20 protein-coding genes are annotated in these 22,436 nt (G+C 70.0%); 9 read left to right on the forward strand and 11 right to left on the reverse strand.

What is annotated here, in order from left to right; genetic code table 11:
* Positions 1-10: 10 nt before the first annotated feature.
* Genes ACVTJA_RS39315 through epmA form a run of 3 tightly spaced genes read right to left on the reverse strand, consistent with a single transcriptional unit; the run spans position 11 to position 2,444 of the window.
* The gene (locus tag ACVTJA_RS39315) at positions 11-703 is read right to left on the reverse strand and encodes an inorganic pyrophosphatase (protein ID WP_465828086.1); all 693 of its coding nucleotides are present in this window, start codon (positions 701-703) and stop codon (positions 11-13) included.
* Entirely contained in the window at positions 700-1,443 is a 744-nt protein-coding gene (locus ACVTJA_RS39320; RefSeq protein WP_465828087.1) for a lysophospholipid acyltransferase family protein, read from the reverse strand. The genes ACVTJA_RS39315 and ACVTJA_RS39320 overlap by 4 nt, the downstream gene beginning before the upstream one ends.
* Positions 1,440-2,444, reverse strand: coding sequence for an EF-P lysine aminoacylase EpmA (gene epmA, locus ACVTJA_RS39325; RefSeq protein ID WP_465828089.1), 1,005 nt, complete (start codon positions 2,442-2,444; stop codon positions 1,440-1,442). The genes ACVTJA_RS39320 and epmA overlap by 4 nt, the downstream gene beginning before the upstream one ends.
* 30 nt (positions 2,445-2,474) lie before the next feature.
* Here epmA and ACVTJA_RS39330 point away from each other — a divergent pair, with 30 nt between their 5' ends.
* Positions 2,475-4,247: a chromosome segregation protein SMC gene (locus ACVTJA_RS39330; protein WP_465828091.1), complete on the forward strand. Its 1,773-nt coding sequence runs from the start codon at positions 2,475-2,477 to the stop codon at positions 4,245-4,247.
* A gap of 144 nt (positions 4,248-4,391) precedes the next feature.
* On the opposite strand, the gene ACVTJA_RS39335 is transcribed toward ACVTJA_RS39330, so the two are convergent.
* The 4 genes from ACVTJA_RS39335 to ACVTJA_RS39350 form a co-directional block, all read right to left on the reverse strand.
* A complete protein-coding gene (locus ACVTJA_RS39335; RefSeq protein WP_465828093.1) occupies positions 4,392-5,441 on the reverse strand; it encodes an SPFH domain-containing protein in 1,050 nt (349 codons plus the stop codon).
* Positions 5,442-5,634: 193 nt separating this feature from the next.
* Positions 5,635-6,435 carry an ABC transporter permease subunit gene (locus tag ACVTJA_RS39340; protein WP_465828094.1) on the reverse strand — a complete coding sequence of 267 codons (801 nt, stop codon included), beginning with the start codon at positions 6,433-6,435 and terminating at the stop codon, positions 5,635-5,637.
* A 3-nt stretch (positions 6,436-6,438) separates the two neighbouring features.
* Entirely contained in the window at positions 6,439-7,356 is a 918-nt protein-coding gene (locus ACVTJA_RS39345; protein ID WP_465828096.1) for an ABC transporter ATP-binding protein, read from the reverse strand.
* Positions 7,353-9,656, reverse strand: a complete 2,304-nt coding sequence (locus ACVTJA_RS39350; protein ID WP_465828098.1) for an ArnT family glycosyltransferase — start codon at positions 9,654-9,656, stop codon at positions 7,353-7,355. The genes ACVTJA_RS39345 and ACVTJA_RS39350 overlap by 4 nt, the downstream gene beginning before the upstream one ends.
* A gap of 282 nt (positions 9,657-9,938) precedes the next feature.
* Here ACVTJA_RS39350 and ACVTJA_RS39355 point away from each other — a divergent pair, with 282 nt between their 5' ends.
* From ACVTJA_RS39355 to ACVTJA_RS39375, 5 genes are all read left to right on the forward strand, one after another.
* Positions 9,939-11,207, forward strand: a complete 1,269-nt coding sequence (locus ACVTJA_RS39355; protein WP_465828099.1) for a hypothetical protein — start codon at positions 9,939-9,941, stop codon at positions 11,205-11,207.
* A 4-nt stretch (positions 11,208-11,211) separates the two neighbouring features.
* Positions 11,212-12,105: a hypothetical protein gene (locus tag ACVTJA_RS39360; RefSeq protein ID WP_465828100.1), complete on the forward strand. Its 894-nt coding sequence runs from the start codon at positions 11,212-11,214 to the stop codon at positions 12,103-12,105.
* A gap of 108 nt (positions 12,106-12,213) precedes the next feature.
* Positions 12,214-13,464, forward strand: a complete 1,251-nt coding sequence (locus ACVTJA_RS39365) for an oxygenase MpaB family protein (protein WP_465828102.1) — start codon at positions 12,214-12,216, stop codon at positions 13,462-13,464.
* A 1-nt stretch (position 13,465) separates the two neighbouring features.
* Complete coding sequence (locus ACVTJA_RS39370) at positions 13,466-14,209, forward strand: transmembrane-type terpene cyclase (RefSeq protein ID WP_465828104.1); 744 nt, start codon at positions 13,466-13,468, stop codon at positions 14,207-14,209.
* A 74-nt stretch (positions 14,210-14,283) separates the two neighbouring features.
* A complete protein-coding gene (locus tag ACVTJA_RS39375; RefSeq protein WP_465828106.1) occupies positions 14,284-15,285 on the forward strand; it encodes an RNA ligase family protein in 1,002 nt (333 codons plus the stop codon).
* On the opposite strand, the gene ACVTJA_RS39380 is transcribed toward ACVTJA_RS39375, so the two are convergent.
* Positions 15,269-16,777: a rhomboid family intramembrane serine protease gene (locus tag ACVTJA_RS39380; RefSeq protein WP_465840629.1), complete on the reverse strand. Its 1,509-nt coding sequence runs from the start codon at positions 16,775-16,777 to the stop codon at positions 15,269-15,271. The genes ACVTJA_RS39375 and ACVTJA_RS39380 overlap by 17 nt on opposite strands.
* 186 nt (positions 16,778-16,963) lie before the next feature.
* On the opposite strand from ACVTJA_RS39380, the gene ACVTJA_RS39385 reads away from it, so the two are divergent.
* Together ACVTJA_RS39385 and ACVTJA_RS39390 are read left to right on the forward strand one after the other, a co-directional pair.
* Complete coding sequence (locus tag ACVTJA_RS39385; RefSeq protein WP_465828108.1) at positions 16,964-18,793, forward strand: FHA domain-containing protein; 1,830 nt, start codon at positions 16,964-16,966, stop codon at positions 18,791-18,793.
* A gap of 90 nt (positions 18,794-18,883) precedes the next feature.
* Positions 18,884-19,477 carry a response regulator gene (locus ACVTJA_RS39390; RefSeq protein ID WP_002634367.1) on the forward strand — a complete coding sequence of 198 codons (594 nt, stop codon included), beginning with the start codon at positions 18,884-18,886 and terminating at the stop codon, positions 19,475-19,477.
* Positions 19,478-19,521: 44 nt separating this feature from the next.
* Here ACVTJA_RS39390 and ACVTJA_RS39395 read toward each other — a convergent pair whose 3' ends face one another.
* Genes ACVTJA_RS39395 through ACVTJA_RS39405 form a run of 3 tightly spaced genes read right to left on the reverse strand, consistent with a single transcriptional unit; the run spans position 19,522 to position 21,906 of the window.
* Positions 19,522-20,298, reverse strand: a complete 777-nt coding sequence (locus ACVTJA_RS39395) for an enoyl-CoA hydratase/isomerase family protein (protein WP_465828110.1) — start codon at positions 20,296-20,298, stop codon at positions 19,522-19,524.
* Between the two features lie 2 nt (positions 20,299-20,300).
* Positions 20,301-20,513, reverse strand: a complete 213-nt coding sequence (locus ACVTJA_RS39400; protein WP_206725623.1) for a biotin/lipoyl-binding carrier protein — start codon at positions 20,511-20,513, stop codon at positions 20,301-20,303.
* Between the two features lie 40 nt (positions 20,514-20,553).
* Positions 20,554-21,906 (reverse strand): acetyl-CoA carboxylase biotin carboxylase subunit, encoded by a 1,353-nt coding sequence (locus ACVTJA_RS39405; RefSeq protein WP_465828112.1) that lies wholly within the window; start codon positions 21,904-21,906, stop codon positions 20,554-20,556.
* A gap of 130 nt (positions 21,907-22,036) precedes the next feature.
* Between ACVTJA_RS39405 and ACVTJA_RS39410 the strand changes: the two genes are divergently transcribed.
* On the forward strand, positions 22,037-22,426 hold the full coding sequence (locus ACVTJA_RS39410; protein ID WP_465828114.1) for a hypothetical protein: 390 nt from the start codon (positions 22,037-22,039) through the stop codon (positions 22,424-22,426).
* Positions 22,427-22,436 lie beyond the last annotated feature (10 nt).

Raw genomic sequence — 22,436 nt, forward strand, 5'->3', positions numbered from 1 at the left:
CGGGGCACCTTCAGCCCGCGCGCGCCCGCGTCCGCGCCTTGCGCGCCGGCCGCGCACGGCTCACCGTCGTCGTGGCCTTCGTGCCGTACAGCCGCTCGTAGTCCTTCATGCTGCGCTTGATGACCTCGAGCGCCTCGGGCTGGTCATACACCTCGGCGATTTCCACGCTGCGCTTCCCCTCGCCCGGAATCTGCTTGTACGTGAGGAAGTAGTGCTTGAGCCGGTCCAGCAGCGCGCGCGGCAACTGGGCAATGTGCTGCAGCTCGCCGTACACCAGGTCCGACTCCAGCACCGCGATGATCTTGTCGTCGGCCTCGTTGCCGTCGACCATCCGGAAGCCGCCAATCGGCACCGCGCGCACCAGCAGATTCCCGTTGGAGATGACCTTCTCCGTCAGCACGCAGATATCAATCGGGTCGCCGTCGCCGCGGACGTCCTTCAGGCCGGTGCGCTCGGCGCAGCGCTTCGCCACCAGCTCGTCGCAGTACGTCTGCGGGATGAAGCCGTAGAGCGTGGGGCACTGGCTGCTGAAGCGCTGCGGGCGGTCCAGCTTGAGGATACCGGACTCCTTGTCCAGCTCGTACTTCACGGCGTCCGTGGGGACGATTTCGATGTACGCGGTGACGATGGTCGGGGCGTCTTCCCCGGGCGTGATGCCATGCCACGGGTGAGCCTGGGATGTGGTCTGTACGGGCTTCTTCATGATGGAACGTCTCCCGAGCGCTTGCAGGCCTCGGAATAGAGTTGAGCGACCGCGTCCTCCAGCCGGCGCGTGAGCGGCTCGCGGTCTTGAATCTTCAGGCCTTCGGTCGAGATGGGCTCGCCCACCACCAGCGATACGCGCTGGCCCCACCGCACCGCCCTGCCCCCCTTGGGAAGGATGAGCCGTGTGCCTGACACGGCCATGGGCACCACCGACACGCCCGCCTGGATGGCGAGCGCCGCGGCCCCCTTCTTGAACGGCCGCAACAGGCCGTCCTCGCTGCGCGTGCCTTCCGCGAAGAAGAGCACGCTCACCCGCTCGCGCACCGCCCGCGCCGCCTCGGACAGACGGGCCCTGTCTCCCCCGCCCCCCGTGCGCTCCACGGGGATGTTGCCCGAGCGCCGCAGCGCCGCGCCGAACACCGGTATCTTGAAGAGCTCCGCCTTGGCCACGTACCGCGTGTGCTTGCGGATGTGCGCCAGGTGCACCAGCGCGTCGTAGTGCGACTGGTGGTTGCACACGAAGACGACGTGGCTGTCCGCGGGGATGTGCTCCAGCCCCACCGCCTCGTGCCGCACGCCCGCGGACGCCAGCACCATGTTCGCCCATACGTTCAGCGCCCGGTCCGCGTCGCGCGAGTCCTCCTTCAGCGACAGCGCCGACACCACGGTGGAGAACACGCCCGTGAGCCCCACCGCCGCCGTCCCGGCAAACGCCGTCTGCAGGAGCTTGCGAATCACACGAACTCGTGGGCGGGGAACAGGAGGACATCCGAGATGCGCTGGACCCCGAGCAGCAGCATCAGGATTCGGTCGAGCCCCACGGCGATGCCCGCCGAAGGTGGCATTCGACCTACCGCGTCAAGGAACCGCTCGTCCAGTGGATACACGGACCGCCCCAGCCTACGCCTGAGTTCCTGTTCTTCCACCAACCGGGCCCGCTGTTCTATCGGGTCTGTCAGCTCCGAGAACCCGTTCGCGAGCTCCAGCCCCTTGGCGTAGAGCTCCACGCGCTCGGCCACGGCGGAGTCACCGGGCTTCAAGCGGGAGAGCGCCGCCATGGACGCCGGGTACTCAATCAGGAAGGTGGGCCGCTCGAAGCCCAGCCCGCGCTCCACCTTCTGCAGGAAGAGGTGGAAGAAGACGTCGTCGAAGCTCTCCGAGTCGCCGGTGCGCACGCCCGCGGCCTCGGCCGCCCGCTTGAGCGAGGGCCCGTCCGAATGCACGCGGATGTCCACGCCGGTGGCGCGCAGCACGGCGTCGCGCACGGTGAGGCGCTCGTACGGGGTGCGCGTGAAGAAGGCCGGGTCTGCGCCGGGCTCACCCTCCGTCGCGCTGCGCCCGGCCTCCGCGAGCGCGCCCTCCAGGTCCGCCATGATGCCGTGGTAGTCCGTGTGCGGCCGGTAGAACTCCAGCATGGTGAATTCCGGGTTGTGCGTGGGGGACACCTCGCCGTTGCGGAACACCTTGCAGATTTGGAACAGCGGCCCGGCCCCGTCGGCGAGCAGGCGCTTCATCGCGTACTCGGGGCTGGTGTGGAGGTAGAGCGTCCGAGCCTGCCCGACGTCGGTCTCCGGGATGAAGCCGGCCTCGAAGGCGTTGATGTGCGGCTCCATGCCGGGCGCGGGGATGAGGAGCGGCGTCTCCACCTCCAGGTAGTCGTGGGCGGCAAAGAAACGTCGCAGGGCGGAGTAGAGGGCCTGGCGGCCCCGGGCGGCCCGCCATCGAGAAAGGTTGGGCATGGGCAGAGCGCAAGTAACATGAGGCCCCACATGCACCCAAGGATTCCCCTGCTGCTGGCTGTCGCCTTCTGCATCACCGCCTGTCCCAAAGGTCCACCGGCGGATGCCCGGAAGGCGCTCACCGAGCAGCAGCAGCTCACCGCCGACGTGAAGGACCTGTCCATGCAGGCGGAAGCGCTCCTCGAGGCGCAGCACCGGCTCGTCTGGGTGTTCTGGACGGAGGGGCGCCACGTGGACGTCGCCGGGACGTACTCGGGCAAGGAGGCGCTCTTCAGCATCGAGAACATCCGCAAAATCGACCGGCTCCGACAGCTCACGACGGACCCGCGCGAGCTGCGCGCCCTCACCGCGCTGCACTCGCACTTCGCCGGTGAGTACCTGTCGCGCGCGCTCGCCGAGTTCAACGACGCGGCCGCCAACCTGGAGGCGTCCCTCACCTTCACCGTGGACGGGAAGGACCTGCGCTACCGGGATTTGGAGCGGCTGCTCGCCAACGAGCGGGCGGTGGCGCGCAGGCGGGCCATGTACTCGGCGGCCACGCCCGGGATTGAGCGGCTCAACCAGACGCTGCGGCGGCGCGAGGAGCGCGCGGAGGAGCTGGTGAAGGAGCTGGGCTTCTCCTCGTACGAGGCCTTCGGCGGCGAGCTGCGGCAGGCGGACCTCGCGAAGCTGAGCGTGCTGGCGGAGGAAATCCTCCAGGCCACGCAGGCGCCGTACCGGGTGGTGATGGAGCGGCTGAGCCAGCGCGAGCTGGGCGTGCCCTTCAAGGACATCACCCGCGCGGACATCCCCCGGCTGTTCAAATCACGCGAGGTGGAGGACGCCTTCCCCAAGGGCGAGTCGCTGCTCAAGGCGCACGGCACGCTGGCGGGCATGGGCATTGATTTGGGCGAGATGCCCAACGTGAAGATTGATTCACGCGACATCCGCGGCAAGAGCTCGCGCCCGCTGGCGCTGGCGGTGCGGGTACCGGACGACGTGCGGCTGTCCTTCAAGCCGGGCTCGGGCGTGCTGCACCAGGGGCGCGTGCTGCACGAGTTCGGACACGCGCTGCACTCGGCCTTCACGAAGGAGACGCGCTTCGAATTGGCGCGGCTGGGCAACCCCACGGTGGGCGAGGCGTACTCGGCGCTCTTCGCGGACCTGGTGGAGGACCCGGTGTGGCTGGAGGAGCACGCGGGCGTCGCGGGCGAGCAGCGCGCGAAGTACCTGGCGGCGTCCAGCGCGCACAAGCTGTACCTCATCCGTCACGCGGCGGGGCGGCTGTTGTACCAGCTGGAATTGCACCGGCGCGTGGAGGCGGACCCGAAGGAGCTGTACCGCGAAATCATGTCGCGCACGGACGACATCCCGATGACGGACGAGGACGTGGCGCGCTACCTCGTGGACCAGGAGGACTTCTTCCAGTCGGCGGACAGCTTCCGCGCGTGGTTCCTCGCGGGGCAGCTCCAGGCGCAGCTCAAGGCGCGCTTCGGGCCGGCGTGGTGGCGCTCGCAGCAGTCGGGCGCGTTCCTGAAGGACTTGTGGGCCAGGGGCAACGCGCTGTCCGCGCGCGAGGTGGCCGAGGCGATTGGCGAGAAGGGAATCGCGCCGGACGTGCTGCTGCTCCGGCTGGGCACCACGCTCCAGGTGCCGATGAAGCTCAACCTGGAGGGCGTGGAGGACGCCATCCTCCCCGCAGCCCCGGGCCTCGAGGACTTCACGCAGCCGCCTCCGGCGCCGGGCCTGGAGGAGTTCACCCCGCCGCCCGAGAAGCAGCAGAGCACCCCGAAGGCGGTTCCGCAGGCGGGCGACGGGCGCTGAGCCACGAGGCGCACGCCCGTTCCGCGCAGGGCGGGCCCGACCTGCCCCGGGCGCGGTGGAGTGTGGCCAGGACGCGCTGAAACGCACAGGGCCCCCATCCGCGGTGGATGGAGGCCCTGAGTCACTTCGCGCATCAGCGCGGCGTTACAGCAGCTTCATCAGCTCCGCGCGCTTGGCGTTGTACTCCTCGTCGGAGAGCACGCCCGCGTCCTTCAGCTCCTTGATTTCCTTCAGGCGCTGCGCGGGGCTGCGCGTGTCTGCGGGAGCCGCCTGGGGGGCGGGCTGCTGCTGTTGGGGCTGCTGCTGGTGCTGCTGGTTCATGAACTGCTGGGCCATGCCGAAGCCCATGCCCATGCCCATGCCGCCCAGCGCGGTGCCGCTGCCGCTGCCGTCGCCGCCCTTGGCCATGCCCTCGGCCGCGCCGAGCATCGCCTGCCCCTGCGCGTACTGCTGGAAGCCACCAGCCAGCCGCGAGTAGGCCACGTCCTTGGACAGCTTCTTCAGCGTCGCCTCGTCCTCGGGCTTGATGCTGACGTGGAAGTTGCCCATGCGCACCACGGTGAGGCCGTACGTGTCCACGTGCGGCTTCAGCCCGGCGATGACCTCGGTCTCGATTTCCTCCGTGTACGCACCGCTCGTCACGTCGAGCAGCGGCCAGCGCTTCTTCACCAGCAGCTCGGCGATGCGGTCCCGCGTCACCTTGAGCACCTGGTTCTTGAACCAGCCCAGCAGCTCGTCGTTGCCGGTGCGGCCCATACCCACGAGGCCCACCACCAGCTTCTCCGGGTCCGTCACGCGGATGGAGAAGTCGCCGTACACCATGGTGCCGATGCCGAGGCCCGTCTCAGGGTCTCGCACGTCACCGATGGGCCCGCCGAACTTCACGCCGGCCACCTCGCGCACCGAGACGAAGAAGACCTCGGAGATGAAGAGGTTGCCGCCGGTGAAGGACTCCATCAGCCGGGACAGGAAGGGGATGTTGTTGGTGTCCAGCGAGTGCCGGCCGGCCCCCAGCTTCCCCTCGACCTTGCCGTCCTTGACGAAGAGGGCCACCTCGTCCGCGTCGACGGTGAGCTGGGTGAGCATCCGGATGTTGTTCTCCGGATACTTGTAGATGATGTCGCCCTTCGCCGAATCCGCGCGCGCGATGAAGTTGCGCTTCGCCTCGCCCTTGATGCTGTCGAAGATACCCATTGCTCGTCAGCGCCTCCGTGGCCGCGTCGGCAGCCGGTCAACCCGCACCGCCACCCGCTCCTCTTAAGAACGTGGCACCCGCGACGAAAGCGCGCCCGCCGTCGCCCGGCTGCTTGCTCGCAACATGCCATTTTCACTGGCCATTGCCTAGCGGCCTGCCCACCGGGCGGCCGTCATGGCCCTGGAGCGGACGTCAGCCCCAGCGGCTCACGAGGCGCTCGCGGTCCAGCAGGCGGATGCTCGCCCACAGCAGCACCGCGTCCAGGACCAGCACCACGGCGCCCTGGAGCGTGTAGTAGCCCAGCCCCGCCTTGAGGAAGCCGGCCACCTGTCCGCCCACCATGCCGACGATGGGCAGCACCACCAGCGCGGAGAGCTGCTGCGCCATTCGCGCCTCGCTCACCCGCGCGGAGATGAGCACCGCCACCCCGTTGCCGAAGAAGGCGAAGAGCGGCGCAATCACGAAGATGCCGAACGTCCACAGCGCGTCCGGTATCAGCGGCATCTGCACCAGCGGCCACGCGACGATGTCCACGCCGATGCAGAGGAAGATGAAGGCCGTCCACGTAATCGCCACCGCGGGCACCAGCGCCGCCAGGCTCTTGCCCGTCACCAGCTCCGCCGCCGTCACCGGCGAGGCGAGCAGCGGCTCCAGCGTGCGCCGCTCCTTCTCCCCCGCCACGCTCTGCGAGGCGATGAGGATGGGGACGAAGACGGGCATCACCAGGAACATGCCGAACCAGTCGACGAGCGTCTTGTCGATGAGGAAGCGCGCCGCGCTCGCGCCCAGCGGCAGGCTGGGGTCGTAGAACATGGCCACGCTGCGCAGGTCCGCGTGGTTGGGATTGCGCACGTAGGACCAGACGACGCCAATGGGCACCACCACCATGATGGTGGGCAGCACCGCCATGGACACCAGCAGGCCCACGTTCTTGCGCAGGTCCAGGAAGTCCTTCCAGAACACCGCCAGGGCGCGGCGAGGACGAAACGCCATGGGCTACCCCCTCTCCTCGCGCAGCAGGTCCAGGTACACCTCTTCGAGCGGCCGCTGCGCCGGCACCGCGCTGTGCACGCGCGCGCCCGCGCCCACGAGGCACGCCACCACGTCCGGCGCGTTCCCCTCGTCCGTCAGCATGACGCGCAGCCGCGCCCCTTCCGCCAGCACGTTGGGCGCGAAGGGCAATGACGACAGGACGTTGATGAAGCGCTCCGCCTCGCCCTCCACGTGCACGTCCAGCGAATGCCCCGCGCGGCGCAATTCACGCACGGGGCCGATGGCCAGGAGCGTCCGCCTCACCACCGCCACGCGCTCGCAGAGGCGCTCCACCTCCGAGAGGTTGTGCGAGCACAGGACGATGGTGCGCCCCTCCGACGCCAGCTCCGCCACCGCGTCGCGCACGGTGCGCGCGGACTCCGGGTCCAGGCCGCTGGTGGGCTCGTCGAGGAAGATGACCTGCGGGTCGTGCACCAGCGTACGGATGATGGCCAGCTTCTGGCGCATGCCCTTGGAGAAGCCGCCCACCGGCTCGGACTCGCGCCCGCCCAGCCCGAAGCGCTGGAGGTAGTGCTGCGAGCGGGGCCAGGCCTTCGCCTCGTCCAATTCATGCAGCTTCATGAAGAAGCGCAGGTTCTCCCGCGCGGTGAGCCTGTCGTAGAGGCCGGGCTGCTCCGTGAGCAGGCCCACCACCTTGCGCAGCGACTCGCCGTCGCGGTCCACGCGGTGGCCCCACACGGTGGCCTCGCCCTCGCTGGGGGTGAGGAGGCCGGTGAGCATGCGCACCGTCGTCGTCTTCCCCGCGCCGTTGGGCCCGAGCAGGCCGAACACCTCACCGGGCCGCACGTGGAAGGAGAGTCCCTCCACCGCCGTGCGGTCCCCGAAGCGCTTTCCCAGGCCCTCGACGTGGATACCGCTCAATCGACCGTCACCAGGACGAACTTGTTGTTGATGTCCCGGTCCACCGGCGTCACCACCTTGTCCGGGCCCACCGCGTTGCGCACCAGGTTGAGGCGGTTGTGCTCCACCAGCACCCACTCACGGCCGGGCCGCAGGGCCAGGTTGCGCATGCGCGTGTTGGCGTCGCTGCTGCGGTACTGCTCCACCGTGTTCTGCGAGTAGAACGTCTCGCCGCGCCAGTTCATCATGTACGCGACGATGGGCTCGTCCGCCTGGCGCTGCGCGTAGTAGCGCCAGAAGAGGTCGCGCTGCGTCCAGTGGTGGGACAGGTCCACCCAGTGGCTCCAGTTGAACCAGAGGGCCACGCCCGCCGCGAGCGCCCAGAAGGTGCCGAACAGCATCACCCGCGCGCGCAGGATGGCCGCGACGACGGCCAGCGCCCCGGCCACCGCGAAGGTGAAGCCCAGGGTGGCCTTGATGTTGACGGGCTCGGACAGCGCCTTGAGCAGCGGGTCCTCCGCCACCGGATGGCGGAAGCCACGCACCGCGAGCGCCACGCCCGCCACCGCGATGAGGCCCGCCACCGTCTGCAGCGTGGCGCGGCTCTCCGTGCCCGGACGCGACGCCTGCCAGCCCAGGAAGCCCGCCACCGCCAGCAGCGCCAGGCCCATCAGCGCCGCCGCGGACACCTGCGCCTGCGACGCCACCGCGCCCAGCGTGGCCACGCCGGACAGGAGCAGCAGGAGCGCCACCGCGCGCGTCCCCGGAGACGACTTCTCCTTCGCGCGCGGGGAGAACGCGTCGAAGGACAGGTACACGCCGAAGGCCAGCAGCACCAGCGTCACGAGGTCACCGGTCCACAGCGGGCGCGAGGCGAAGAAGGCGATGGGCTTCGTCACCAGGTCCTGCGGGTACGGGCGGTCGTAGTTGAAGACGAACAGGTCGGTGAAGTTCTTCGGGTTCTCCGCCAGGTCCTTGCCCACGAGGATGAAGAGGACGAGCCCGAAGATGAGGCTCACCGAGTGCTCGGAGATGCCCTCCTCCCACAGCCGGTCCACGAAGAGCGCCAGCAGGATGGCCAGGCCCGGCAGCACGGGGAAGACGTAGTGGTGGAACTTCGTGGCGCTGGAGGCCAGCAGCCAGAACGAGAAGGCCACCCACAGCACGGCGATGACGGCCAGGTGGTCCGCCTTGCTCGCCGAGCGCAGCTTCAGCCGCGACACGACGGCGAAGGCACCGGGCAGCAGCGCCACCCAGGGGAAGATGGCGTAGCCGCCCTGCTCGATGAAGTAGATGAACGTGCCGCCCGGCGTGGTGGTGTACACGCCCGCCGTGAGGCGGTTGAGGTGGTCGTGGATGAAGAAGCGGTACCAGAAGAGCTTCCCCTCGTCGTCCACCTGGTCGAAGAGGGACATCGTCAGGTACCAGGGCACCGCCACCGCGAGGAAGACGAGGATGCCCGTGCCCAGGTGCATCTTGTACATCTGCCCCCACAGCACCGGCATGGGCAGACGGCCCTCGCGCACGTCCTTGCGGAAGCCCTTGTTCGTCAGCCAGCGCAGGTGCCGCTCCACGCTGGCGCCGTCCCAGGGGATGACGGCCAGCACGGCGTAGAGCACCAGGATGACGGCGGGCAGGCCCACGCCGAGCAGGCCCTTGGCCAGCGTGGCCAGGCCCGCGAAGAAGTAGAAGCCGTACCACCACGCGGCGCGGTGCTTCGTCGTCTCATCCAGCTGGCCGATGAGCGCGCACGCCATGGCGCACACGAACGTGGTGACGAAGGGCGTGTCCGTCACCGTCTGCCGCGTGAGCAGGAAGTACAGCGGCATGGTGGCCAGGATGAAGCCGGTGGCCAGGCCCGCGCGGCGGCTGACCACGCGCGACACCGCCAGCGACAGCAGCGCCACCGCGGTGATGCTCAGCAGGGCAAAGGGGATGCGCATGCCCCACTCGGTGTAGAGCCCCACCGCGCCATCGGTGCGCACGGTGCCCACCACCTGCATGCCCAGCGCCTGCATCCACATGGTGAGCGGCGGCTTGGAGAAGAACCAGGAGCCTTCCCAGAAGGGGTACACGTAGTCGCGGCGCTCGATCATCATCCGAGCCACCTCGCCGTAGTGCGTCTCCCAACAGTCCCACAGCCCCACCGCTCCCAGGTACGGGAGGAAGAGCAGGGCCGCGAAGCCGGCCGTGGCCACCAGGACGCGCGTACTGAAGGGCAGCGCCAGCCACCGCTTCATCCAATTCGCGGAGAGGGTCTCCTTGCCGAGAATGGCCTCGGTGAAGGTCTGCTCCTGATGCTGTTCGCCTTCGCTCGCCACGGGCTGAAGCTCCTTGAGTCGTTCTGGCGGATGGCCCGCGCATGTAGGCACGGGCCGCGGCCTTATATCCCCGCCGCCCCCTGGGGTCGACCACGGCCACGGGGCCAGTGGGCTGTGCAGGGGGACGCGCCATTGTGCAGGAGCCTGCACGATATGGGGAGTCCAACCCCGCGAAAGCCCGGCTACCAACCGGGGGCACGGCCTTTGTAACGGTTGCCGGCGCCGGCCCTTCCCGACTTTCTTCACCCCACCCTCACCGGGCCGTCCCTTCGAGGAGACCTCATGCTCTCACCCGCCGTGGCCCTGGGTTGTGCCCTCCTGCTCGCACAGGCAGGAGGCGGCGAGGACGAGGAGGCCCGACCACCCGACGCACAGCCCCGCCCGGCCGAGGAGCCTGGCGGCCCGCCCGTCCTCCAGCCCCCCGCCTCACCGCTGCCCCCGCAGAATCCGGACGTCCTCACGGTGTGCCTGACGCTGCCGCCGACGAAGGCGGTGCCCTCCGGGAAGTGGCGGGCGCAGTGTGACGATTCGACGCGGCGGTGCCTCGTGGCGCCGGTGCACGAGCTGGACGCGGACGGCCTGGAGACGGACCGCCCGCTGGAGCGCGTGGGGCTATGCACCGACGAGTCCTATGTCCCGGAGGCGGAGCGGCTGAAGACGTACCGGCTGGAGCCCGCCATCGCGGACACGCCCGCCGGCTGGTACCGCGACGAGCGCGGACGCGTGATGCAGTTCAACTTCGACCTGAACCGGCGCATCTGGCTGGGCGGTGCGTGGGCGCCGCTGTGGCGCGACGGAGAGATGGACGGCCGCATGCGCGCGGACTTCGGCATCTCCGTGGAGTTGCCCGGCGAGGGCCGGCGGCTGCACCGGCTGCGCTTCCTGGAGACGGAGCTGTACCTGGGCGAGCCGTCCTTCGAGACGACGCTGATGCGCTACGACTTCAGCGTGGAGCGCGACGAGCCGCTCTTCCGCGTGACGACGTTCTTCGGCAAGCCGCGGCGGTACGACATCGACATCAACCTGGGCCTGTGGATGGAGTTCCTGCGCGTGGAGGAGCTGGAGCGCGACGAGGTCGAGGCGGGCTTCCTCACCTGGAGCGCGGTGCACGCCACGTTGGATTTGTGGCACTCGAAGGACATGGTGTCGTACGTGCGCGTGCGCGCGGGTGCGGCGGCGGAGCGCGACTACAAGAATGGCTTCAACACGGTGGTGCCGGGCGCGGCGCTGGAAGGCGATTTGACGCTGGACCGGGATGGCTTCCACCACCTGCGCCTGGGTGTTGAGGCGGAGAAGGTGCTGCTCGCGGAGGCGGTAGAGGGGCGCCCTCTGCGGCCGGAGCGGCTGAAGGTGCATGCGGGCTACGAGCTCATCCTCCTGGCCATCAACGACCAACCGCTGAGCGCGGTGGTGGATGGGCGCGGGGTGTGGCGCAGTGACCTGCCGGATGTGCCCGCGCGGTGGGAGTGGTCCGCCTCGGCGGGGCTGCGCTTCTCGCTGTGGGCCCCGGCGCGGCGCTCGGCGCCCATGGCCTCGGCAGTGAGGGAGTAGGCGCGTGCGCGTGCTCCGACTGGTGTTCCTGCTCGCCTCCTCGGTCGCCTTCGCCGTCCCCGCCGAGGCCCCGGCGACGGAGACAGAGGCATGCCTGCGCACGGACGAGCGGGGCGAGCAATATCCCGTGTGCTTCGACCCGGGAGACGGGCTGCTGTTGGGCACCGGCCTGCGCATGCAGGAGGGCGAGGGAGCGCAGTCCGTGCGGGCCGGCATCCTCATCCGCACCGGACGCACCAGTCACAGCAAGGGCACGCCGTGGTTCAACAGCCACCGGCTGCTCGGCGTGGAGGCCTGGGGCGGCGAGCGACGCGGGCTCACCGCCACCGCGTATGACGGCAACCTGCGCCGGCACCTCGAAGAGGGCTTCATCCTCCTGCCCACCGCGCGCCCGGTGCGCATCCCATTCCCCTTCGATGTGACGTTCGCTCCGCGCCTGGGACACCTGGAGCGCCGCGTCTGGGAGGGCCCGGGTTGGACGCTCGAGACGGCACGCGTGGGCCTGTTGGTGGACCCGGTGCGCGCGGACACGGGGCGCGTGTGGCTGGGCATCGGCCCCGCCGCGAGCCACACCCTGCGCCGCTCACCCGATGGCTCCGAGCACACGGTGTCGCCCTTCACCACGCTGATGGTGGACATGGGACTGGAGTCCGGGGATGGACTCTGGGCCCTGCGAGCGTCCGGGCTGGCCGGCTGGAGCCTGGGCTTCGAGGGCGGCACCTTCTTCCGCGCACGAGGGGAAGCAGGCGTGGAACGCGTGCTCTTCGCGGTGCAGGACCAGCCCGTGGTGTTCCAACTGTCCGGCGCGTACGTGCACCAGGACGCGGGGCTCGCGAGGGCGAGCGAGTGGACGGCCGGCGCGGGACTCGCGGTGCGCGCCTTCAGCGCGCGGTGGTGACACGGCTCCACCCGCGGTGAAGCGTGCGATGGCAACGACCAAATACAGCGTGAGGGTCCGTATCGCAGTCATGGAGGGCACATTTCCCGAGCCCTCCGGGACCCAACCATGGCACCGAGCTTCTGGACCCACGCGTCCCTGGACGCGCTGCGGATGCGTGGAGATCCGCTCGCGGACTCCGTCATCGCGCGGCTGTACACCGAAGGCAGGGTGGATGCCGTCAACCTGCTGATGCGCGGGCTCGTCTCGAACGGCGATGCGCCCTCCTCGCAGCTCCCGCCCTACGTCCTGGATTACCTCGCGCGCACGTCCGAGGACCTGCCCGCCATCGACACCGAGCGCCTGCACCAGGCCCAGTCCCTCTTCGACCTCTTCGGGCCGGAAATCCTCGCGGTGCTCGGCTTCTATTCGCTGCCCGCGTCCTACGCCGCGCGCAAGGGCGTGCAGGTGCTGGACCGCACCGGCTACCTGCGCAAGGCCCCGGTGCGCCGCCTCTTCGAGACGGCGCAGTTCGTGGTGGACGTCATGAGCAGCGGCGGGCTCGAGCCCGGAGGCCGCGGCGTGTGCACCGCGCAGAAGGTGCGGCTGATGCACGCGGCCGTGCGCCACCTCATCCTCCAGGACACCTCCCGCCCGTGGGACATCGCGGAGCTGGGCGCGCCCATCAACCAGGAGGACATGGCCGGCACGCTGATGACCTTCTCGTACGTGGTGCTCGAAGGGCTGAAGGCGCTCGACGTGCCCCTCTCCCTGCGGCAGCAGGAAGCATGGCTGCACGCGTGGGGCGCGGTGGGCCATGTGCTCGGCCTGGACGCGCGCCTCATCCCCACCACCCTCGACGAGGCCCGCGAGCTGACGTACCTCATCCGCGAGCGGCAGATTGCCGTCGCCCCCGAGGGCGTGGTGATGACGCACTCCCTCATCGAAGGCCTGAAGGAATTGGTGCCCGGCCCGCTGCAGGGGCTGCCCGCCAGCTTCATCCACTTCTTCCTCGACCAGGACCAGTGGCGAGGCATCAACGTGGCGGACATGCTCCAGGTGCCGAAGCCGGACTGGACCGCCGCCATCCCCGAGGGCCTGCGCTGCGTGGGCGGGCTCGTGGGGTGGATGGGAGACCGCACGCCGCTCGCGGCGAAGCTGCTGCGCTTCGTCAGCCGAGACTTCGTGGCGGCCATGGTGCGCGCCGGCAACGGAGGCCCTCGTGCGGCCTTCACGCTGCCGGAGGACCTCCAGTCCAAGTGGCGGCTCGCGCCCGAGCGCCGCTCCACCCTGCCCGAGGCCATTCGTGGCTTCGGCAATGTCCTCGCCGCGGCCCGTGAAGCGCTGACGCCGCGCGTGCTCTCCCGGAAGGTGGCCTGAGATGCTGGACGCGCTGTTCCCCGAGAATCCAGTCCCCGGCGGGCCATATGACCCGCTGGCCTGGTTCAACATCGTCGGCGAGGTGGGCTGCGTCTTCTGGGTGCTGGCCTACGCCTTCATCATCCGCCAGTGCTTCCGCGACAAGTCCTACGGGCTGCCGCTGGTGGCCATCTGCATGAACCTGGCGTGGGAGTTCCTCGCGTCGTGGGTGTTCCCCAATCCGGTGCCGCTGTGGCACCTGTTCGACCGGGTGTGGTTCTTCGTGGACCTGGTCATCGTCTACCAGCTGCTGCGCTACGGGCGCGCACTGCAGACGATTCCGGAGGTGAAGCGCCACTTCTTCACGGTGGTGGCGGGCACCACGGTGCTGGCGGGCATCGGCCTGTACACGTTCTTCGTGCAGTACCACGACCTGCTCGGGCTGGTGGGCGCGTTCATGATCAACCTCGTCATGAGCGTGAGCTTCGTCTTCTTCTACTTCTCGCGCCGCCACCAGGGAGGCGTGGGCCTGTCCTGGCCCGCCGCGCTGTGCAAGATGCTGGGCACGCTGGGCACCTCCATCGAGTGCCACCACGTCATCGGCATGACGCAGCCGTGGCTGGGCGGGCTGTCCTTCCTGCACTTCCTCTGCGTCTCCATCTTCCTCTTCGACGTGCTCTATCTCGTCCTCGTGGTGAAGGAGGCTCGGGCCCGGGCCCCGGCGGCCGAGCAGGCACGGACCGGGGCGGCCCTGGCCGTCGCGTAGACTGCTGTCAGTCCGGGTGGCGCACTCCGTCCCCTGGGAGCCCCGGCGCTTCCGCCAGCGGGAAGGAGGGCCTCATGGAGAGAAAGCTCGTCTCGATTCAGCGCATCGACCACCTGGAGCCCATTCCCGGAGCGGACAACATCCTGAAGGCGCGGGTGATGGGCTGGGACGTGGTGGTGAGGAAGAGCGAGTTCGCCCCCGGGGATGCGTGCGTCTTCTTCGAAATCGACAGCCTGCTGCCGGAGGGGAAGGAGTGGGCGGAGTTCCTGCGGCCGAGGAGCTTCCGGGTGAAGACGGCGCGCCTGAGGGGTGTGCTGTCGCAGGGGCTCGCGCTGCCCACGTCCATCCTTCCCGGCGAGGTGCCGTTGCAGGGGACGGACGTGCGCGACGTGCTCGGCGTCGTGAAGTTCGAGCCGCCGCTGCCGGACGCGGGGGGCGTCGCAGGCCCGTTCCCGGGCCAGGTGCCGAGGACGGATGAAATCCGGCTCCAGTCGGCGCTGGGTGTCCTGGACGAGATTCGGGGCCACGACTTCTTCGTGACGACGAAGCTGGACGGGACGTCGACCACGTTCTTCCGGCCGCTGGAGGGCGAGCTGGTGGCGTGCTCGCGCAACTGGTCGCTGAAGCGCGGGGCAGGCCCGGTGTGGGCCATGGCGGCGAAGTACGCGCTGGAGACGGTGCTGCCTCCGGGCTTCGCGGTGCAGGGCGAGCTGTGCGGCCCCGGCATCCAGAAGAACCGCCTGGGGCTCACGGAGCCGGACCTGTTCATCTTCAGCGTCCACGACACGCGCACGGGCTGCTTCCTGGGCCACGCGGACTTCATCGCCTTCTGCGCGGAGCACGGGCTGCGCACCGTGCCGGTGGAGCACGTCATCACCGGCGAGGCGGCGCGCACGTTCGACCACGGCCTGGAGAACTACCTGAAGCTCGCCCAGGGCCTCTACGCGGGCACGAAGAACCGCAAGGAGGGCATCGTGGTGAGGCCGCTCGTCGAGCGCCCCTCCCCCACGCTGGGCGGCGGCAGGCTGTCGTTCAAGATCATCAACAACGACTTCCTGCTCAAGGACGAGGACTGACGGCACCGCGCGCGGGCGCGCCGAGACGCCCCGGCGCCTCCATCACCGCCCGCAGCGCCACCTCCGCGGCGCGCAGCCGCGCGTCTCGCGGATCCACCCGCCGCGCTTCCTCCAGCCGCTCCAGGGCGCGCGCCACGTCGCCGCGCGCCAGCTCGCAGCGCACGCCGGCCTCCAGCGCGCCCGTGTCCGACGGCCCATACACCCGCGCCTCCGCCGCCGCGTGGCATCCCTCGTCCACGCGGCCCGTCTCGAAGAGAGCGCGCGCCAATTCCACCCGCGTCTCCACGTTCGAAGGTGCCAGCCGCACCGCCTCCGCCAGCGGCGCCACCGCCTCCTCCGCCAGCCCCCAGCGGCGCAGCTCACTCCCCAGCGCTCGCAGCGGTCCCGGCGCGCCCGGCACCAGCAGCGCGCGGGCCCGGGCCTCTCGCAACAGCGCGGGCTCGCCGAAGCGCAATTCCGCCACCATCCGGCTCACCACCGCCTCGTAGGCCGGGTACGCCGAGGGCCAGGTGAAGACGAGCCGGTATACCCACTCGCCGCGCGGCACGAAGAAGGCCATGAGGTGCGTCCGTCCTCCGGGCCCCTCCAGTTCCGCGCTCACCCGCCGCGCGTCCCGTCCGCCCACGCGCGCCGCCACGGGGCCCGCCACCTTCAGCGTGCGCCCCACCGGCCCCGGCGCGCCGGGCACCAGCGCCTCCTCCTGGAAGTGCCGCGCCTGCACGGCGCCGTCGCCGGGCTCGCCCACTTCGATGACCTCGGCGGAGAACGTCGCCCGTCCCAGTCCCGGCAGCCCGTTGGAGAAGGAGCGCCGCCCCTGCCCGTCCTCCTCGCCGCGCCAGTCCTCCGGCAGCACCACGGACACGCCGAAGCCGTCGTCGCGCTCCACCCGCCAACCAGAGCGCTCGCCCACCACCAGCGCCGCCACCACGCCCGCGGCCACCACCAGACCGAGCGGCCGGGCGAGCCCACGGCTGAGCGCTCGCGGCTCCAGGAAGGCGCCCACCAGCAACCCCGTGAGCAGCCCGCCCAGGTGCCCGGCGTTGTCCACGCCCACCGAGGTCCATCCCATCCAGAGAAAGATGAGCACCGTGGGTAACGCGCTTTCCCCGGACATCCACCGCTTCCCGAGCCGACCGCGGTAGCGCCGGCCCAGCACCAGCAGCGCTCCCACGCAGGCATAGACGAGCCCCGACGCTCCGACGCTCACCGCTCCGGACCACGCCAGCGAGCCCGCCATGGTGATCAACCCCGCCGCCACCAGCAGGGCCACGTAGTCACGGCGCCGGCACATGCGCTCCAGCGCGACTCCCGCCGCCACCAGCACGAGCAGGTTGAGTCCCAGGTGCGGCCAGTCCCGGTGGAGGAGGTTGGCCGTCACCAGTCGCCACGGCTGACCCGCCTCCACCACCAACGGCCCCGCCTTGGCGCCCCACCGCACGAGGGCGTCCACGTCCACCGGCCCCGCCAGCCCCAGCACGGCGTGCACCGCCATCAGACCCGCGGCCAGGGCCAATGTGACCCAGGGGAGGGTGCGCCATCCCCCCGCCACGGCCGACTGACCGATGGACAACAAGCCCGGTTGTCCCTCCTCTTGGGGAGAAAGCCCTGTCTTTTGAGGGGGATACATGGCTTGTACAGGTAAAGCCCGTTCTGCTATGACTGTACGCGGATCGGACCCGTGCTGAAGCTCATCATCGAAGACGACGAGGGGCGCAAGACCGTTGTTCCCTTCGTGCGTGACGAGATCACCATCGGCCGTCAGGAGGGAAACACCATCCGCCTGACGGAACGGAACGTGTCTCGCCGTCACGCACGACTGGTACGACTGAATGGCCACGTCGTGGTGGAAGACCTGGGGAGCTATAACGGCACCCGGATCAACGGCGAGCGGATCGCGGGTCAGTCACCCCTGAAGGAGGGGGACCTGATCCAGATCGGCGACTACGACCTGGCCCTACAGACGGAAGGTGCGGCCAGCGTGTCAGGCCCCATCACCGCCAAGGTGCCCTCGGCCCTCCGCAAGACGGAGCCCGCGCTCGAGCCCATGGGCAGTGAGCCGGACTCGGACGAGGAGCAGGAGGAGGACGCCTCCGCCGCGCCCTCCGCCGAGGACTCGGACGGCGATGGGGACGAGCTCGACCACACCCCGCCCTCCAACGCCGCCGACGTGCGCCGGCACTCCACCTCCATCATCCGGTTGGATCAGGTGGAGGCGGACCGCCCGCGCAAGGTGATGGACGTGCCCGCCGAGGACGCGCCCCGCCTGCTGGTGCTCACGCCCGACGAGCTGAAGGGCCAGGAGTTCGCGTGCATCCGCACCGAGCTCCGCATCGGCCGCACCGACGACAACGACATCACCCTGGACCACCGCTCCCTGTCGCGCACGCACGCCAAGCTGGTGCGCGAGGAGACCGGTGAGTGGCGCGTCATCGACATGCAGTCCGCCAACGGGATGACGGTCAATGGCGAGAGCTACGCCCAGGCCACGCTCGGCTCCGGCGACATCATCGAGCTGGGCCACGTGAAGCTGCGCTTCCTCAACGCCGGCGACGCCGCGGACGACGTGCCCGCCAGCGAGGTCGGCTCGCGCTCCAAGCTTCCGCTGGTGGCGGGCCTCGTCGCCCTGCTGCTGGGCGGTACCGCCGCGGGCCTCTACTTCCTTCGCTCGGAGCAATCCGCTCCCCCGGTCAACCCCGTGGCGCACCAGGACCCGGAGGAGCAGCAGCCGCCGGCCACCGGCACCGAGCCGGTCAACGCCGCGAAGCCGCCCCCGGAGGCTCCGCCCGAGGCGCCCCCCGAGCCGACCGGCCCCACGCTGGAGCAGCGGCTGGCCCTGGCCCGGAAGGCCATCTTCGAGGACAAGAATTTCGAAAGGGCCGAGGACTTCCTCTCCAACGCCAAGGACGCACAGGGCAACCGGCCGAAGGAGGCGGAGGATCTCCTCGACATGGCCCGCGCGGAGTCAATGGTGCAGCAGCAGCTCGCCAACGCCGAGGCGGCCCTGACGGCCGGCAAGCTCTCCGAGGCGGAGACCATGCTGACCGGCATCTCCGGCACCAAGGTCTTCGCGGCCCGGCACTCCAAGCTGATGGCGCAGCTCACTGACGCCAAGCAGAAGGCCGCCGCCGTGACGCCCCCGCCGCCCAACCCCACGCCCGCCAGCGCCACCACCCCGGTGGAGCCCACGCCTCCCGCCGGCTCGGGTCCGTCGGTGGACAAGCTGCTCTCCGACATCCGCGAGCTCTTGAAGGCCAAGCAGGACGCCAAGTACCGGGACGCGCTGCGGCTCGCCAAGGAGTGCACGCAGGTGGCGCCCAACAACGCGGACTGCCACCTCATGCTCGGCACCGTGGAAGCGCGCCTGGGCAACATCGACAAGGGCGCGGACCACTACCGCCGTTATCTGGAACTGGCGCCTGACAATCACCCGTTGCGCGCCGGTGTGCTCGAGCGGCTGCGCTCGTACGACACGGGGAAGCAGCAGCAACAGAAGAATCCGGGAGGCTGACCCGTCCACTGCCGGCTGTGGATGCTTGCCCCTCCCCGAGCTCCACATCCGCCCCCTACCGACGCTGTTCACCTGCAGCGAGGAGACGCTGTGCAGATTCGCATCCTGGTAGTTGATGACGAGCAGGACAACTGCGACTACCTCAAGCTGGTGCTGACCCGCGAAGGTTACGAGGTCGTCACCACGACGGACCCCACGCAGACTGTGGAGATCCTCCGCGGCTCGGACTTCCACCTGGTCATCCTGGACATGATGATGCCCCAGATGTCCGGGACCGAGGTGCTCGAGCAGATTCGCAAGTACGACACCGACGTCGCCGTGATTGTGGCCACCGCGTACCCCACGGTGGACACGGCCGTCGCGTCGCTCAAGGCCCAGGCTTCCGACTACGTGAAGAAGCCCATGGAGCCGGAGCAGTTCATCACCGCGGTCCGCAACGCCCTCCAGAAGAAGGGCCTGTCCCAGGACCCGGAGGCGGACCTGCACCGCGCCATTGGCCGCACCATCCGCGACGCGCGCAAGACACAGGAGCTCACGCTCAAGCAGCTCGCGCGGCGCACCGGCCTGTCCGTGTCGCTGCTGTCGCAGATTGAGCGCGCGGAGTCCTCGGCCTCCATCTCCTCGCTGTACAAGATTGCCTCGGCGCTGCAGCTGCGCATGGGCGAGCTGTTCGGCGACACCTGAGCGACAGGTGCAACCGCGTCACCGGCCGCCGCGGCTCTCGCCGACTAGCGGCCGGTGAAGCGGGGCGGGCGCTTCTCCAGGAAGGCAGCCCGCCCCTCCTTCGCGTCCTCGCTGCCGAAGGCCGCCGCGCGCAATTCCCGCAGGCGGGCCCGGTCCGAGTCCTCCAGTGGGGCGCGCGCCAGCCGGCCGAAGGACTCCTTCATCCCCGACACCGCGAGCGGCGCATGGGCGGCCAACGTGGCGCACAGGGACAGTGCGCGCGCCTCCGCGTCCTCCACGCACTCGTCCAGCAGGCCCCACGCCAGGGCCTCGCGCGCGTCCAGCTTGCGCGCGGTGAGGAAGAGCTGCTTCGCGCGGGAGAAGCCCACCAGCCGCGTCGCGCGGGCCAGGCCCTCCGGCGAGTAGACGATGCCCAGCCGCGCGGGAGGCATGAGGAACACCGCGTCCGGCGTGCCGATGCGGAAGTCACACGAGGCGGCGAGGTCGAAGCCCGCGCCCACCGCCGCGCCCTGCACCAGCGCCACGCTGGGCACCGGGTGCCCCTCCAGCTTGAGGAGGCACGCCACCAGCGGGTCATCCGGCAACAGCCCGTCCTCACCGGGCGGGCCCAGCCGCGTTAAATCGTAGCCGGAGCAGAAGGTACCGCCCGCGCCGCGCACCAGCAGCGCGCGGACGTGCGGCGCGGGCTCGAGCGCCGCGTCCAGTTGCGCCAGCAGCGCGTCGTTGAGCGCGTTGCGGCGGGCCGGGTGCGACACCGTGAGGACGCGGATGCCGCCCTCACGGTCCTCCACATGGAGCGTTGGCTCCTGGGACGGCTGCACCGCTAGCCGAGCACCACGAGGACGTCGCCCTCGTTGACGGACTGCGACTCCTTGCAGCGAATCTCCTTCACCACGCCGCCCTCCTCGGCCTCCACCGGCATCTCCATCTTCATGGACTCGAGGATGACGAGCGTGTCGCCCGCGTTGACCTGCTGGCCGACCTTCACCTCAATCTTCCACACCGTACCGGTGATGTGCGCCGCGACGTCCGCCATGAAACCTTCCTCCTCAGGGGTGGGGGTGGGGCTGGATGCTCTACGCCGGCTTCGCGTGGTGCTCCAGGAAGTGCGTGTCCAGCTCGCCGGCCCGGAAGGCCGCATCCTGCACGATGCGCAGGTGGAGCGGGATGTTCGTCTTGATGCCTTCGATGCGGAAGTCCTGGAGGGCCTTCACGGAGCGCTCGATGGCCTGCGCGCGCGTCTCGCCGCTGATGATGAGCTTGGCAATCATCGGGTCGTAGTTCGGCGTGACGGTGTTGCCCTCGGCGTAGCCCGAGTCGAGCCGCACGCCCTCGCCCGTGGGGGGCTGGAAGACCTTGAGCGGGCCCGGCGAGGGGAAGAACTTCACCGGGTCCTCCGCGTAGATGCGGAACTCCAGCGCCGCCCCGCGCCGCTTCACGTCCTCCTGCTTCACCGTGAGGCGCTCGCCCGCGGCGATGCGCAGCTGCCAGCCGATGAGGTCCAGCCCCGTGGTGAGCTCCGTCACCGGGTGCTCCACCTGGAGGCGGGCGTTCATCTCGATGAAGTAGACCTGCCCGTCCGAGTAGAGGAACTCCACCGTGCCCGCGTTGGCGTAGCCGAACGTCTTCGCGGCGGTGACGGCGGCGTTGAAGAGCGTCTGCGCCAGGGCCGCGTTCTTCCCGTCCGCGAACAGCACGGAGGGGGCCTCCTCCACCACCTTCTGGTGCCGGCGCTGGATGGAGCACTCGCGCTCCAGGCCGTGGATGAGGTGGCCGTGGTGGTCTCCCAGAATCTGCACCTCGATGTGGCGCGGCGCGGGGAAGTAGCGCTCCAGGTAGACGCCCTCCTTGCCGAAGGCGGCCTTCGCGCGGTCCGTGCACTGGCGGAAGACCTTCTCCAGCTCACCCGGGTCCTTTGCGACGGCCATACCGATGCCGCCGCCACCGCTGGCGGCCTTGCACAGCACCGGGTAGCCGATGCGCTCCGCCGCGGCGAGCGCGCCCGCCACGTCCGGCACCACGCCGTCGCTGCCGGGCACCACCGGCACACCGGCCGCGGCCACCAGCTTGCGGGCCTGGCTCTTGTCCTTCATGCGCGCCATGGCGGCGGGCGGAGGGCCCACGAAGGTGAGCCCCGCGTCCGCGCACGTCTGGGCGAACTCTCCATTTTCGGACAGGAAGCCGTAGCCGGGGTGCACGGCCTGGGCGCCCGTCTTCTTCGCGGCGTCGAGAATCGCGGCGATGTCCAGGTAGCTGTCCTTCGCGGCGGCGGGGCCGATGCGTACGGCTTCATCCGCCTCCTTCACGAAGGGCAGGTCCACGTCGGCGTCCGAGTAGACGGCGACAGTCTTGAGACCCATCCCCCGGGCCACCACGCCGATGCGGCGGGCAATCTCTCCCCGGTTCGCGATGAGCAGCTTCTGGAACATGGCGGTCGGCCTCCCCTACGAAGGGCGGCGAACCTAACCCTCGACCCCTTCCGTGACAAGCATGCGGGAGAGCGCGCAACAGGTTGGTACAGTCCCGTAAATTTGCGGGGTTGCGAGGCCCTGACGTACCTTGCCGCACGTGAAGCCCCCCTCTTCCCCAGGCACTGGCGGCGTCGTCGATTTGCACCGCGCGCGGCGAGCGAAGCGGCTGGACCTCTACCGCTCCAAGCAGGCGGACCGCGTCCGCAGCGTGCGCACCACGCTCGAAGCGCTCACGCAGAGCGGCACCCTCTTCACCCAGGAGGGCACGCAGCGCGGACTGTCCCTGCTGAAGGCCCTCCAGCTCCTGCAGCGCGCCAACGCGCGCCTGGAGGAGCTGTCCGGCATGGGCGTGCTGCCCGCGCCCCGGCGTCCGGAAACCGTCGACGCGCTGTACGAGGAGGTGGATGACCTCCTCGACCGCGCGGACACGCTGGCCGGCCGCGACGAGGCGAGCGTGGCGCGGCTTCCGGGCCACTAGCACCGGCCCC

The organism is Pyxidicoccus sp. M6, assembly GCF_055568925.1.

Coding starts and splice junctions, on each gene's coding strand:
- ACVTJA_RS39315 (WP_465828086.1), bottom strand. CDS start 703: ATGAAGAAGCCCGTACAGACCACATCCCAGGCTCACCCGTGGCATGGC.
- epmA (WP_465828089.1), bottom strand. CDS start 2,444: ATGCCCAACCTTTCTCGATGGCGGGCCGCCCGGGGCCGCCAGGCCCTC.
- ACVTJA_RS39330 (WP_465828091.1), top strand. CDS start 2,475: ATGCACCCAAGGATTCCCCTGCTGCTGGCTGTCGCCTTCTGCATCACC.
- ACVTJA_RS39335 (WP_465828093.1), bottom strand. CDS start 5,441: ATGGGTATCTTCGACAGCATCAAGGGCGAGGCGAAGCGCAACTTCATC.
- ACVTJA_RS39340 (WP_465828094.1), bottom strand. CDS start 6,435: ATGGCGTTTCGTCCTCGCCGCGCCCTGGCGGTGTTCTGGAAGGACTTC.
- ACVTJA_RS39355 (WP_465828099.1), top strand. CDS start 9,939: ATGCTCTCACCCGCCGTGGCCCTGGGTTGTGCCCTCCTGCTCGCACAG.
- ACVTJA_RS39365 (WP_465828102.1), top strand. CDS start 12,214: ATGGCACCGAGCTTCTGGACCCACGCGTCCCTGGACGCGCTGCGGATG.
- ACVTJA_RS39370 (WP_465828104.1), top strand. CDS start 13,466: ATGCTGGACGCGCTGTTCCCCGAGAATCCAGTCCCCGGCGGGCCATAT.
- ACVTJA_RS39375 (WP_465828106.1), top strand. CDS start 14,284: ATGGAGAGAAAGCTCGTCTCGATTCAGCGCATCGACCACCTGGAGCCC.
- ACVTJA_RS39380 (WP_465840629.1), bottom strand. CDS start 16,777: ATGGCGGTGCACGCCGTGCTGGGGCTGGCGGGGCCGGTGGACGTGGAC.
- ACVTJA_RS39400 (WP_206725623.1), bottom strand. CDS start 20,513: ATGGCGGACGTCGCGGCGCACATCACCGGTACGGTGTGGAAGATTGAG.
- ACVTJA_RS39405 (WP_465828112.1), bottom strand. CDS start 21,906: ATGTTCCAGAAGCTGCTCATCGCGAACCGGGGAGAGATTGCCCGCCGC.